The organism is Micromonospora sp. NPDC005806 (genome assembly GCF_042871425.1).
In the GTDB taxonomy this organism is placed as follows: Bacteria; Actinomycetota; Actinomycetes; order Mycobacteriales; family Micromonosporaceae; genus Micromonospora.
The window spans coordinates 481,625-494,480 of the sequence record NZ_JBIAIL010000001.1 but is presented as its reverse complement, the minus strand read 5'-3'; the positions used below and the strand labels follow the sequence as shown (position 1 = coordinate 494,480).

Annotated in this window: 13 protein-coding genes and 1 pseudogene; 10 read left to right on the top strand and 4 right to left on the bottom strand. The window is 72.0% G+C overall.

Going from position 1 to position 12,856, the window contains the following annotated elements; translation table 11 throughout:
- Window positions 1-22 precede the first annotated feature (22 nt).
- On the bottom strand, window positions 23-691 hold the full coding sequence (locus ACFYOS_RS02435) for a potassium channel family protein (RefSeq protein ID WP_387135144.1): 669 nt from the start codon (window positions 689-691) through the stop codon (window positions 23-25).
- Window positions 681-2,015 (bottom strand): TrkH family potassium uptake protein, encoded by a 1,335-nt coding sequence (locus tag ACFYOS_RS02430; RefSeq protein ID WP_387135141.1) that lies wholly within the window; start codon window positions 2,013-2,015, stop codon window positions 681-683. The genes ACFYOS_RS02435 and ACFYOS_RS02430 overlap by 11 nt, the downstream gene beginning before the upstream one ends.
- A 106-nt stretch (window positions 2,016-2,121) precedes the next feature.
- On the opposite strand from ACFYOS_RS02430, the gene ACFYOS_RS02425 reads away from it, so the two are divergent.
- The gene (locus ACFYOS_RS02425; RefSeq protein WP_387135139.1) at window positions 2,122-3,237 is read left to right on the top strand and encodes a glycerophosphodiester phosphodiesterase; all 1,116 of its coding nucleotides are present in this window, start codon (window positions 2,122-2,124) and stop codon (window positions 3,235-3,237) included.
- A gap of 400 nt (window positions 3,238-3,637) precedes the next feature.
- Here the strand turns inward: ACFYOS_RS02425 and ACFYOS_RS02420 are convergent, their stop codons facing one another.
- On the bottom strand, window positions 3,638-3,904 hold the full coding sequence (locus ACFYOS_RS02420; RefSeq protein WP_387135136.1) for a GntR family transcriptional regulator: 267 nt from the start codon (window positions 3,902-3,904) through the stop codon (window positions 3,638-3,640).
- Window positions 3,905-4,159: 255 nt separating this feature from the next.
- On the opposite strand from ACFYOS_RS02420, the gene ACFYOS_RS02415 reads away from it, so the two are divergent.
- The 8 genes and pseudogenes from ACFYOS_RS02415 to ACFYOS_RS02380 form a co-directional block, all read left to right on the top strand.
- Window positions 4,160-4,456: a DivIVA domain-containing protein gene (locus tag ACFYOS_RS02415; RefSeq protein ID WP_387135247.1), complete on the top strand. Its 297-nt coding sequence runs from the start codon at window positions 4,160-4,162 to the stop codon at window positions 4,454-4,456.
- Complete coding sequence (locus ACFYOS_RS02410; RefSeq protein ID WP_387135134.1) at window positions 4,453-4,707, top strand: hypothetical protein; 255 nt, start codon at window positions 4,453-4,455, stop codon at window positions 4,705-4,707. The genes ACFYOS_RS02415 and ACFYOS_RS02410 overlap by 4 nt, the downstream gene beginning before the upstream one ends.
- Window positions 4,708-4,932: 225 nt before the next feature.
- Window positions 4,933-6,135: a substrate-binding domain-containing protein gene (locus ACFYOS_RS02405; protein ID WP_387135131.1), complete on the top strand. Its 1,203-nt coding sequence runs from the start codon at window positions 4,933-4,935 to the stop codon at window positions 6,133-6,135.
- Window positions 6,136-6,138: 3 nt separating this feature from the next.
- Window positions 6,139-6,882, top strand: a complete 744-nt coding sequence (locus tag ACFYOS_RS02400; RefSeq protein ID WP_387135129.1) for an ABC transporter ATP-binding protein — start codon at window positions 6,139-6,141, stop codon at window positions 6,880-6,882.
- A complete protein-coding gene (locus ACFYOS_RS02395) occupies window positions 6,879-7,610 on the top strand; it encodes an ABC transporter ATP-binding protein (protein ID WP_387135126.1) in 732 nt (243 codons plus the stop codon). The genes ACFYOS_RS02400 and ACFYOS_RS02395 overlap by 4 nt, the downstream gene beginning before the upstream one ends.
- Window positions 7,607-8,497 (top strand): branched-chain amino acid ABC transporter permease, encoded by an 891-nt coding sequence (locus ACFYOS_RS02390; RefSeq protein WP_387135124.1) that lies wholly within the window; start codon window positions 7,607-7,609, stop codon window positions 8,495-8,497. The genes ACFYOS_RS02395 and ACFYOS_RS02390 overlap by 4 nt, the downstream gene beginning before the upstream one ends.
- Window positions 8,494-9,609, top strand: a complete 1,116-nt coding sequence (locus tag ACFYOS_RS02385; protein WP_387135121.1) for a branched-chain amino acid ABC transporter permease — start codon at window positions 8,494-8,496, stop codon at window positions 9,607-9,609. The genes ACFYOS_RS02390 and ACFYOS_RS02385 overlap by 4 nt, the downstream gene beginning before the upstream one ends.
- Window positions 9,599-10,081: pseudogene (locus ACFYOS_RS02380) on the top strand (SDR family NAD(P)-dependent oxidoreductase); the annotation flags it as partial. The gene ACFYOS_RS02385 and the pseudogene ACFYOS_RS02380, both read left to right, overlap by 11 nt.
- Window positions 10,082-10,137: 56 nt before the next feature.
- Here the strand turns inward: ACFYOS_RS02380 and ACFYOS_RS02375 are convergent.
- On the bottom strand, window positions 10,138-10,947 hold the full coding sequence (locus ACFYOS_RS02375; protein WP_387135118.1) for a hypothetical protein: 810 nt from the start codon (window positions 10,945-10,947) through the stop codon (window positions 10,138-10,140).
- Between the two features lie 142 nt (window positions 10,948-11,089).
- Here ACFYOS_RS02375 and ACFYOS_RS02370 point away from each other — a divergent pair, with 142 nt between their 5' ends.
- Window positions 11,090-12,835: a BTAD domain-containing putative transcriptional regulator gene (locus tag ACFYOS_RS02370; RefSeq protein ID WP_387135116.1), complete on the top strand. Its 1,746-nt coding sequence runs from the start codon at window positions 11,090-11,092 to the stop codon at window positions 12,833-12,835.
- The last annotated feature ends 21 nt before the right edge of the window (window positions 12,836-12,856 follow it).

Genomic DNA, 12,856 nt, shown 5'->3' with positions numbered 1-12,856 from the left:
GTGAGGCCGGGCCGGACCCGGCTCAGCCCAGCGAGGCGAAGCGCTGCACCTGCGCGATGCTGCCCTCCACGATGAGCACGCTGTCGCGGCGCAGCACGGTGCCCGGGCCGGCGTAGCGGAACGGCTGATCGGGGAGCTTCGCGCCGACCACCATCACCCCGTACCGGTCCGCCGGGGCGAGTTCGCGCAGCGGCCGCCCCACCATCGCCTGCGGTACGCGTACCTTGGCGATCGCGAAGTCGTCGCCGAACTCGATGAAGTCCAGCATCTTGCTGACGATCAGGTGCGCGACCCGCTCGCCGGTCTCCGCCTCCGGGAAGATCACGTGGTGGGCGCCCACCGAGCTGAGGATCTTCGCGTGCTTCTCCGAGGTGGCCCGCGCCCAGATCTGCGGGATACCCAGCTCGGTCAGCGCCAGCACGGTCAGCACGCTCGCCTCCACCGAGGCGCCGATGGCCACCACCACCCGCTGGAAGTCGCCCACCCCGACCTGGCGCAGCACGCTCTCCTCGGTGGAGTCCGCCTGCACCACCCGCTCCAGCTGGGACGACCAGTGCTGGACCCGCTCCGGGCTGCCGTCGATGGCCAGCACGTCATGATCGAGTTGCGCCAGCGAGCCGGCCAGGCGTGAGCCGAACCGGCCGAGGCCGATCACCACGATGCCGCTGTCGTCCGTTCGCCTAGCCGACAATGGGTTGCTCCTCCGGGTATCGGTACATCCGCCGCCGGGTGTTCAACGCGATCGCGGACCCGAGGGTGAGTGGTCCGACCCGGCCGATGTACATGAGCGCGGTCAGCACGTACTGGCCGGGCTCCGGCAGCTGCTGGGCGAGGCCGGTGGAGAGGCCGGTGGTGCTGAACGCGGACGTGACCTCGAAGAGGGCGGCGTAGTAGCGGACGTGCTCGGTCAGCAGGATCAGCCCGAGCGTGCCGCCGACGACCAGAGCCACGCTGAGCAGCGCCACCGTGAGCGCCTGCCGCTGGCTGGCCGTGGCGACCCGCCGGCTGCCCACCGTCACGTCCGGCTCGCCGCGCAGCTCGGCCCAGATCACGAAGGCGAGCAGGAAGAACGTGGACACCTTGATGCCGCCGGCGGTGCTGGCACTGCCGCCGCCGATGAACATCAGCACGATGAACAGCGGATAGCTCTCCTCGCTGAGATGGTCGATGTTGATCACGTCGAAGCCGCCGGTACGGCTCAGGGCGATCTGGGTGAACGAGGCCAGCACCTTTCCCGCCGCGTCGAAGGTGCCGATGGTGGCGGCATTGGTCCACTCGGCGAGCAGCAGGTAGCCGAAGCCGAACGCGATCAGCGCGAAGCTGCCCCAGATGGTCAGCTTGGTGGCGACCGCCCAGCCGGCCGGCCGGCGCCACTCCCGGACGGCCTCGAAGAGCGCCGGGAAGCCGAGGCCGCCGATGATCGCGCCCAGGCCGAGCGGCAGTGCCACCCACGGGTCGCGGGAGAAGGCGACCAGGCCGTCGGAGTACAGGGCGAAGCCGGCGTTGTTGAACGCCTGGATGGAGTGGAAGACGCCGGACCAGAGGGCCCGCCCCGGGTCGTAGTCGTAGGACAGCCAGAGCCGGCCGGCGATGACGACCGTCATCACCGCCTCGGTGGCGAAGACGGTCGTCACGATGCGGACCAGCAGCCTGCGGACATCTCCGATGCCGAATTCCGCGGTCTCCGCCTGCACCAGTAGCCGGTTGCGCAGCCCGAGCTGCCGGGAGACCACCAGGATCACCAGCGCCGCGACGGTCAGGATGCCCAGGCCGCCGAGTTGGGTGAGCACGGTGATCATCACCAGCCCGAAGCCGTTCCAGTAGTTCGGGGTGTCGTTGACCGCCATGCCGGTGACCGAGACGGCCGAGGTGGAGGTGAAGAGCGCCGTGCTGAACGGGGTGTACCGCTCCTCGCTGGTGGCCCAGGGCAGCATCAGCAGGCCGGTGCCGAGCAGGATCACCGCCAGGAACCCGAACGGCACCAGCCGTACGGGGTGACGGAGCAGGCGGCGCACGAGGTCATCTTCCGTCCGGAGATTCACCGGCAGGTCAGGAACCGACCAACTGCCGGTCAACCGGACCCGGTCTGCTGGGCGTACCCATCGACGACAGGAGACGGCGTTGCGACGTACCCTTTCCGCCCTCGGCGTGGCCGGCACGCTGCTCGCGGCGGCCGTGGTGGTGCCGACCGTGGCGGCCCAGGCCGACCCGGATTCCGGCGCCGAGCGGTCCCCCGCGGCCCACCGGCCCATCGTGATCGGCCACCGCGGCGCCAGCGGCTACCGCCCGGAGCACACCCTGGAGTCCTACCGGCTCGCGATCCGCCAGGGCGCCGACTACATCGAGCCGGACCTGGTCTCGACGAAGGACGGCGTGCTGGTCGCCCGGCACGAGAACGAGATCTCCGGTACGACGGACGTGGCCGCGCACCTCGAGTTCGCCGCGCGGAAGGCGACCAAGACCATCGACGGGGTGCCGGTCACCGGCTGGTTCACCGAGGACTTCACGCTGGCCGAACTGAAGACGCTGCGGGCCAAGGAGCGGCTGCCCCAGGTGCGGGTGGCCAACACCGCCTTCGACGGGAAGTTCGAGATCCCGACCTTCCAGGAGGTCATCGACCTGGCCCGGGCCGAGTCCAAGGCGCGGGGCCGGACCATCGGCGTCTACCCGGAGACCAAGCACCCCAGTTACTTCGCCTCGGTCGGGCTGTCGCTGGAGGAGCCGCTGGTAGCGGCGCTCCAGGCCAACAAGCTGACCCACCGCACCGACCCGGTCTTCATCCAGAGCTTCGAGACGGCCAACCTGCGCAAGCTCGACGGCATGATCGACGTACGGCTGATCCAGCTCATGGACGCTGCCGGGAGCCCGTACGACTTCACCGCCGCGGGCGACCCCCGCACCTACGCCGACCTCGCCTCCGCCGCCGGCCTGCACTGGGTGGCCGGGTACGCCGACGGCGTCGGCCTGAACAAGAACCTGATCGTGCCCCGGGACGCCGCCGGCAAGCTCCTCGCCCCGACCACGGTGATCCGGGATGCGCACCGCGAGAAGCTGTTGGTGCACGCCTGGACGTTCCGCGCCGAGAACCAGTTCCTGCCGGCCGACTTCCGGATCGGCACCGACCCGAACGCGCGCGGCGACATCACGGCCGAGTACGAGCTCTACTTCGGCCTCGGCCTGGACGGCGCCTTCGCCGATCAGCCGGACACCGCCGTGGCGGCCCGCGCGGGCCGCTGATCGGCGTCCGCGCCGGGCGGCTCGAGCCCCCGGCGCGGCCGCTCCTCCGACGTGGGGTGCCCGGATGTGTCCGGGTGCCCTACGTCGCGTTTCCGGTCCTGGCGCGGACGGCTGGCGCCGGCTCAGGTCGGCGCGGCCGTCTGCGGCGCGTGGTGCGACCGCCGGGCCGGTGCCGACGGGGCGGGCGCTGGCGGACGTTGTCTCTGTCAGCGCCTTTCGAGCTGATGTCGTCAACGACTCAGACTGGTCTCGGCTGGGCCAAGGCGATCGTGCTCGAAACGGGAAACACTGGTGTCCGCGCTGGTGGAGGCCGCTTTGCCCAGGATCGAGTGCGATCTTGGTAGACGGCCCGGCCCGGCGTGAGTCGTTTTCGACATCAGCTCGAAAGGCGGCGAGGTGACTACTGCCCGGGCTGCGCGGCGACGTAGGTGCCGCGGCCGGGCTGGCCGGTGATCAGTTCGCGGTCGTGCAGCAGCGACAGGGCCCGCGAGGCGGTGTTCATGTGGACGCCATACGCCTCGGCCAGTTCGCGGGTCGAGGGCAGCTTGTCACCGGGCTTCAACTCCCCGCTCTTGATCTTCGCGGTGAGATCGTTGGCGATTGTGCGGTAGGGCGCTTCGGCTGTGGGCATGGTGAGGACTCCGGTTGGTTCGGCGTCCTCGATCATGCCGAACTTACACCAGTAACTGCAACAAGCTGTCGAACCGTCGCAAGTAGAGGCTCGACCTACACAAGCATCTTGTGTAGCCTCACGGTGTCCGGCTCCGGTTGGTTCGGCAAACCGCGGGGTCGGACCTCGGTTGGGCTCCGGGGTCGTACCGCCGATCAGGGCTGCGGTCGCGGGGCCGGGCGGCCCGGCCGCGTCCCCTATCTGCGGGCGGGCCGCCTTCCAGGTCCGGTGAGGAGGGTGTACGTGCGCAACGTGCTCGACCTGTTCCGACCCTCGCGGCGGCGGACCGTCGTGAGCCGGCCGCCGAACGGCGGTTGGTACCGCTCGGAGTCCTGCTGGCCGCTCACCGTCGGGCAGGTGCGGGAGCGGCACTTCCGTACCGTCCGGCGCGGGCTGGACCCGGCGGAGGTGCACGCCTTCCTGTACCGGGTGGCCGGCGACCTGGCGCTGGCGCGCCGCGAGCTGGCCCGCTCCGCCGAGGAGAACGTGCGGATCAAGCGGGCGCTGCGGACCTGGCAGTCCCGGTTCACGCCGGGAGCCCGGTGGTGACCCGGGAAAGCTTCGTCGTGCATCTGCCGGTGCTCGCGACCGACCTCGACGGGGCGCGCCGCTTCGCCCGGGCCATCTGCCAGGCGCTCGGCTTCCTGGCCGACGTGGACCGGCTCGGTACGACCGTCTCGACTGAGGACGCCCAGTCCGTACGACACTGGGTCTGGTGTGACCGGTTGCTCGACGGCGGCCGGCGCTGCCCGCTCCCGGCCGACCACGACGGCGACTGCGGTCCGCCTCGGCGTCGGTGAGCCTGTCCCGGCCCGTGCGGTGGCGGGGTGCGACACAGCGGCGCCCCGGCCGGTGGTGGCGACGGCCACCGGGGGTGGGGGAGTCGCCCGCCGGTGTCGAGCCGTTGTAACGTCGGGCCACCCTGCGTGGATCACTTGTGTGTTTTGGCCACATAGCCCGTGGGTGACGTCACTTCTAGCGTGAGCCGACAACTGACAATCCCCCTGTCCCCACCTGGAGTCGCAATGACGATCCGGCACACGCGACGGGTGTTCCTTTCCGCCGCCACGATGTTGGCGGCCGCGCTCGCCACCACGGCCTGTGGCAGCCCGCAGGACACCGCCTCCGGCGGCGGCGACGCCGCACCGGTCAAGGTCGGTCTGGTGTATTCCCAGTCCGGCCCGCTGGCCAGCTACGGCAAGCAGTACATCGAGGGCTTCAAGGCCGGCCTCGACTACGCCACCAAGGGCACCGGCAAGGTCGGCGACCGGAAGGTCGAGCTGACCGAGGTCGACGACGCGGGTGACCCGGCGAAGGCGGTCTCCGCGGCCAAGGACCTGATCGGCAAGGGCACGAAGATCATCGCCGGTTCCACCTCCTCCGGCGTGGCCCTCCAGGTGGCCCCGATCGCCGCACAGAACAAGGTCCTGTTCATCTCCGGGCCGGCCGCCACCGACGGGGTGACCGGGGCGAACAAGTACACGTTCCGCTCGGGCCGGCAGTCCTACCAGGACGTGGTGACCGCCAAGTCGTTCATCGGCGACGCAAAGGGCAAGAAGGTCGTCGTCTTCGCCCAGGACGGTGCGTTCGGCGACGCGAACGAGGCCGCCGTCAAGAACGTCATCGGTGGCGCCGGCGCGACCGTGAGCAGCGTCCGGGCCCCGGCCAGCGCCACCGAGTTCACCCCGTTCGCCAGCCAGATCAAGGCCGCCAAGCCGGACCTGCTCTTCGTCGCCTGGGCCGGCACCACCGCCCCGGCCATGTGGCAGACCCTCGACCAGCAGGGCGTGCTCGCCTCCACCACGGTCGTCACCGGCCTGGACATCCAGGCCTCCTGGCCCACCTTCGGCGCGGCCGGCAGCAAGATCTCCTTCCTGTCGCACTACTTCGACGGGGCCAGCGACACCGAGGCCGCCAAGGCCGCCAAGGCCAAGATCCCGGGCGGCACCATCGACCTGTTCCACCCGGACGGCTTCGCCGCCGCCCAGATGGTCGTCCGTGCCGTGCAGGAGGGCGGCGACGACGTGGACAAGATGATCAAGGCGTTGGAGGGCTGGCGGTTCGACAGCATCAAGGGCCAGATGAGCATCCGTGCCGAGGACCACGCCCTGCTCCAGCCGATGTACCAGGCCAAGCTCGAGGGCAGCGGCACCACGTACACGGCCACCGCGCAGAAGACCCTGACCGGTGACGAGACCGCGCCGCCGGTCACCCAGATGAAGGGCTGAAGCGTGCTCGCCACCCGCGGTCTGACCTGGCGGATCGGTGAGGCCGCCATCGTCGACTCCGTCTACCTCGACCTCGCGCCCGGGGAGTTCCTCGGCGTGATCGGGCCCAACGGCGCCGGCAAGACCTCCCTGTTCAACCTGATCACCGGCCTGCGCCGGCCCACCGACGGGCGGGTCCTGCTGGACGGGGAGGACGTCACCGCCCTGCCCCCGCACCGGCGGGCCCGGCTCGGGCTGGGACGTACCTTCCAGGCGTCCTCGGTCTTCGGCTCGCTGACGGTGCGGGAGAACGTCCGGCTCGCCGTACAGGCGCACCGGGGTGGCTCGATGAAGCTGTGGCGGCGGGCGGCGGCCGACCGGGAGGTGGCCGCCGCCGCCGACGCGGCGCTCGACCGGGTCGGTCTCAGCCAGCGGGGCACGGCGCTGGCCGGCACCCTGGCCCACGGCGAGAAGCGGAAGCTGGAGATCGCCCTGCTGCTAGCCGGGGAACCCCGGGTGATGCTGCTCGACGAGCCGATGGCCGGGGTCAGCGCCGAGGACGTCCCCGAGCTGGTCAGCGTCATCAAGTCGCTGACCGGCGACAGCGGCCGGTCGGTGCTCATGGTGGAGCACCACATGGACGTGATCCTGGAACTCGCCGACCGGATCGCCGTGATGCACCACGGCGCGCTGCTGGCCTGCGACACCCCGGACACGGTGATGGCCAACGCCACCGTCCAGGAGGCCTACCTGGGGGAGTCGCTGTGACCGTCGAACCGATCCTCAGCGTCGAGAACCTGTCGGTGCGGATCGCCGGGCTGCACATCCTCCAGGGAGTGTCGTTCGATGTCGCGCCGACCGGGGTGACCGTGCTGCTCGGCCGCAACGGTGTCGGCAAGACCACCACGCTGCGCGCGGTCGTCGGCCTGACGCCGCCCAACGGCGAGGTGCGCGGCACCGTCCGGATGGGCGCGCAGAGCCTGCTGGCTCGCCCCACCCACCGGCTGGTCCGCGGTGGCCTCGGCTACGTGCCGGAGGACCGCTGCGTCTTCGCCGGACTCACCGTCGCGGAGAACCTGCGGCTCGCCGAACGGCGGGGCACCGCCCCGGCGTACGACAAGGTCTTCGCGCTCTTCCCGGAGCTGGACCGGCGCGGACGGCAACGGGCCGGCTCGCTCTCCGGCGGGCAGCAGCAGATGCTCGCGATCGGCCGGGTGCTGCTCAACGACAACCGGCTGCTGCTGGTCGACGAGCCGACCAAGGGGTTGGCGCCGAAGGTGGTGACCGAGGTGGCCGAGGTGCTGGAACGGGTGGCCGAGTCCGTGCCGGTGCTGCTGGTCGAGCAGAACCTGGCCGTCGTGCGGCGGCTGGCGCGCGACGCGGTGGTGCTCTCCGCCGGCCAGGTGGCCTGGACCGGCAAGGCCCAGGACCTCCTGCTGGAGACCGCGTTGACCAAGTCGCTGCTCGGCGTCGGCTCCGGGGAGGTGCGGGCGTGAGTACGGTGATCCTGCTGACGCTGACCGGGCTCGGCCTGGCCGCGCTCTACTTCCTGGTCGCCTCCGGCCTGTCCCTGGTCTTCGGCCTGGCCGACGTGCTCAACTTCGCGCACGGTCTCTTCCTCGGCGTCGGTGCGTACGCGACGTGGTGGGCGGCGGGCAACCTGCCCGGGGCCGGCGCGGACGGATTCGGGTTCGTGGTGGCGGTCGCCTTCGGCGTGCTCGCCGGGGCACTGGTCGCGGTGCTGGTCGAGCTGGTGCTGATCCGGCCGCTCTACTCCCGCACCATCGAGCAGGTGCTGGTCACCGTCGGTCTGTCGCTGGCCGGGGTGGCGCTGCTCCAGGCCACCTGGGGTGCCGACCCGCGGCCGTTCCCGCGGCCCGCGTGGACCCGGGACGTCACCTCGGTGCTCGGCGCCAACGTGCCGAACGCCGGGCTGCTGCTGATCGTGGCCGCGGTGCTGGTGCTCGGCGGGCTGCTCGCCTTCCTCCGCTTCACCCGGTACGGCCTGATCATCCGGGCCGGGGTGGAGAACCGGGAGATGGTGACCGCGCTCGGCATCGACGTGCGCAAGGCGTTCACCCTCGTCTTCGCCATCGGCGGGGCGGCCGCCGCGCTGGCCGGCGCGCTCGGCGGGGTCTACTTCGGCACCGTCTCGCCCGGGCAGGGCGGCTCGCTGCTGATCTTCGCGTTCATCGTGGTGGTGATCGGCGGGATGGGCTCGGTGGTCGGGTCCGCGTACGCGGCGGTCGCGGTGGGGCTGCTGCAACAGTTCGTGAACTACTACGGCACGTCCGGGCTCGGCGACCTCTGCGTCGTGGGTCTGCTCGCCGTGGTACTGCTGCTGCGTCCGCAGGGCCTGGCCGGAAAGGTGGCTCACGCATGACCGAGGTCAAGAGTCCCGAGGTCGCGGCGCCGCCCGCAGCGGTCCCCGACGAGTTGACCCCCGGCCCCGCCCGCTGGCACGGGCTGCGCCCGTACGCCCCGCTGGCCGCGCTGGTGGTGGCGGCGATCGTGCCGTACTCGACGCTCAACCTGCCGGGCGTCTTCGAGGGGCCGCTGAACTCGCCGGGCACCCTGCAACTGCTCGCCATCTGCCTGGTGTTCGGCGGGCTGGCCGCCGGTTACGACCTGCTCTTCGGGCGGACCGGGGTGCTCTCCTTCGGGCACGCCCTCTACTTCGCCGCCGGCGTGTACGGCACGGACGTGCTGGTCACCCGGGCCGGGCTGCCGCTGTGGCAGGCGGCGCTGCTCACCGTCACCGGCGGGGCGATCCTCGCCGCGCTGCTCGGCGCGGTGGCACTGCGTACGGTCGGCATCGCGTTCGCCATGGTGACGCTCGCCTTCGCCCAGGTCGGGGCGATCCTGGTGGCCCGGGACTTCGGCGGGCTCACCGGTGGCGAGGAGGGACTGCCGCTGGACGTGTCCGGGCTGCCGTCGGCCCTGGTCGGGGTCGCCAACACGGTGAACCTGTACTGGCTGGCGCTGGCGTACCTGGCCGTGGTGGTCTTCGTGGTGCACCGGGTGAGCGGGTCGCCGACCGGGCGGGTGCTGGCCGGCCTGCGCGACGACGAGCGGCGGGTCGGGGTGCTCGGGCTCGACCCGTACCGGTTCAAGCTGGTCGCGTTCACCCTGGCCGGCGGGCTGGCGACTGCCGGCGGGGTGGTCTACTGCCTGATCGTGGGTGGCGCCAGCCCGCACGTCACGTCCAGCGAGCTGACCCTGTCGCTGCTGGTCATGGTGGTGCTCGGCGGCCCCGGCACCCGGTGGGGCCCGGTGCTCGGCGGCATCCTCTACATGTACCTGGACCACCGGCTGACCGCGTTCGGCAGCAGCGAGGCCGTCGACAACCTGCCGGCGGTCCTCAGCCACCCGCTGTCCCAGCCCCTCTTCGTCCTCGGGACCGTCTTCATCCTGGCGGTCTACTTCTTCCCCGGCGGACTGGCCAGTCTCAGGTCGCGCCTCACCCCGCTGCTGGTCGCCCTGCGCCGGAAGTGACCTGGGTGGACCGACCGACACCCTCGCCGACGTGGCGGCGTGGTGGCGGGCCAACCTGGACGCCAATGTGCTCACCGCCGTGCTGCTCACCGAGGCGCTGCTGCCCGCGCTGCGCCGCCCCGGCGGCCGGGTGCTGCTGATCAGCTCGATCGCGGCCCAGCGCGGCGGGGCCGGGCCGTACTCGGCGGCGAAGGCGGCGCTGCACGGTTGGGCGTACGACCTGGCCACCCAGCTCGGTCCGGAGCAGATCACGGTCAACGTGGTCAGCCCCGGTTACGTCGCCGAGACCGAGTTCTTCGGCGACCGGATGACCCTGGAGGGGCACACCAAGCGGGTCGCCGCCACCCTGGTCGGTCGCGCGGGCGTGCCCGACGACATCGCGGCTGCCGTCCGCTACCTGGTCGGCCCGGACTCCGGCTACGTCACCGGCCAGGTCCTCGGCGTCAACGGCGGCTCGGTCCTCGGCCGCTGAGCCGACGAAAGGGACGGCGGCCCCCCGTGCGGCCGCCGTCCCCTCCCGTCGCGGGATCAGCCGTTCAATACCTGGTACGCCAGGGCCGGCGCCTTGATCGCCGCGCTCCCGGTCGGCGCGGTGATCTTCGGGGTGCTGCCGAAGCCGCTGTAGGCCACGACGTACCGGTACGCCTTGTGCCCGCCGGCGGCGGGCATCTCCAGCACCAACGAGGAGAGGTGCCCGTCCGACCCGACCAGCGCGGTGAACGGCACCTGCTTGCCGGCCTCGCCGAGCGCCGCCGCCTCGCCGTCGTCCAGTGCCTTGGCCGCTTCGCCGGCGGTCACGTCGATGAACCCGGTGTACTTCCCGGGGCCCTGCTGCTTCACGGAGGTGGCCGCCTCGATCAGCGGGCCGGCGTTGCCCTGGTCCGCGCCGTCGTACGCGGGCACGCCGTCGGCGTCGGTGAGCTTGGACCTGTCCAGCGCCATCCACTTGTCCGGCAACTTCGGCAGGCCCGGGTGCCCGCTGAACTTCGCCTTCATCCAGATCTTCTGGTCGACGACCAGGAACGACATCTTCACGGTGATGCCGTCCTTGTCCGGGGGCATCGCCATGTTCATCTCAAACGCCTTCGACGCCGGGTCGATCCGCCCGCGCAGGTCGCTGGACGCGTCCTTGCCGGTGAACTGGAAGGCACCCTCCGTCTCGTCCGGGACGGCGTCGAGGAGCGCCTGCTTGGGCGTGGCGGTCGGGCTGGTCCCCGGCGCGGCGGCCGGGTCGCTCTTCGGCCCGCAGCCCCCGAGCAGGGTGGTGGCGGCCAGCATGGCCGCGACCGTGCCCATCGTCCGTCGGACCGTCCCGACGCTGCCCGTTGCCTGTGTCATCGCTTTTCTCTTTCTCGCTTACGTGGCCTCTGCCGATGACGATGCTGCGGTCCGCCACGGCGGTTCGGCTGCCGATATGCTGCGGTCCGGCTGCCGGGCACTGCCGCCCGGCCCGCCGGGGGTGTCAGGAGCGGAAACGCGCATGTCAGGAACGAAGGTGCCGCCGGGCGGCCCGGCCGGCACGAGCCCGCCGGCACCTTCGCAGCTGCGGTTCGAGGTCCTCGGTCCCCAGCAGGCCTGGTACGCCGACCGCCCCCTCGACCTCGGCCCCGGCAAGCAGCGCGCGGTGCTGGCCGTGCTGCTGCTCTCCGCCGGCCGTCCGGTGCCGACTGGACAGATCGTCGACGCGGTCTGGCCGGAGGATCCGCCCGCGAACGGCCCCAACGTCGTGCAGAAGTACGTCGCCGGGCTGCGCCGGGTGCTCGAACCCGACCGGTCCCCGCGTACCCCCGGGCAGGTGCTGACCCTCACCGACGCCGGGTACCTGCTGCGGATCCCGCCGGAGGCGCTCGACGCGGTCCGCTTCGAGCGCGGCGTGCACCGGGCCCGGCAGCGGCACGCCGAGGGCCGCACCGACGAGGCGCTGGCCGAGGTCACGGGCGCCGTGGAGCTGTGGCAGGGCGAGCCGTTCACCGGGTTCGCCGGGCCGTACTTCGAGACCGCCCGGCACCGGCTGGTGGAGCTGCGCGCCGTCGCCCTGGAGACCCGCGCCGAGCTGGCGCTGGCGAGTGGGCGGCACCGCGAGCTGGTGGGCGAGCTGGTCGAGCTGGTGGCCGAGTTCCCGGTCCGGGAACGGCTGCGGCACCAGCTCATGCTGGCGCTCTACCGCAGCGGCCGGCAGGCGGAGGCGCTCGCGGCCTATCGGGAGTTCGCCAGGCTGCTCCGCGAGGAGTACGGCATCGAGCCGGGCGAGGTGCTCCAGGAGCTGCACGGTCGGATCCTGCGCTCCGACTCGACTCTGCATCCCGCGACGGAACTCCCGACCCAGTCACCCGGGCCCGCCCGGACGGGCCCGACCGGGACCGTGGCGGGCGGCACCGGGTCGGGCCCCGTCGCCGCCATCCCGGCGCCGGCCCGAACGCCGGTTCCGGCCGCCGCGCCGGCCCCCGCCGAGGCACCGGTCCCCACCGCGTCGTCGTCGGTGACCCCGGACCAGTCCGTGCCGCCGGGCCTGCCCCCGGCGTACGGGGCGCCGCCGGTCTTCCCGCCGCCGGTGGCCGCCCGCCTCCGCCCGCGCCGGGCCCCGCGCTGGCTGAGCATCACCGGCACGGTCCTCGGCCTGGTCGCCACGGTCCTCACCTTCGGCTTCCTGACCTGGCTGGTGCTGGCGGTCTACGCGGCCTGGCGGCGCAGTTGGCGTACCGCCCTGGCCGCGATCTGGTACCTGGGCCTGGTCGTCGGTTTCGTCTGGGCCTTCGCCGACCTCGACTCGGAGGCGGAGGCGACGGACCTGGAGATGCTCTCCCTGCTCGGGCTGATCATCGCCTGGATCGGCGGCGCCCTGCACGTCCTCCTGCTCAACCGCGGCGTCTGGGCGGTGGTCACCGGCCGACGGGACCGGCGGGCCGAGGATCGCCGGCTGCTGCGGGAGCAGGCCCGCTTCCTGCTGCACCACCACCCGGCCGCCCGGTTCGAACTCCGCATCGGCCGCCCCGACCTGCCCCGGACCTTCGACGACGGCGGGCTGATCGATATCAACGCGGTATCCGGGTCGGTGATCGGGACGCTGCCCGGGCTGACCACGCCCCAGTACCAGCAGCTGATCATGGATCGCTGGCTGCGGGGCCCGTACACCTCGATGGAGGACCTGGCGGCGCGCTGCATGCTGCCGCCGACGGCGACCGACGCCCTGCGCGAGATCCTCGTCTTCCTGCCGCCGTGGGCCTGAGCCGATCCCGGCGGACGCTGG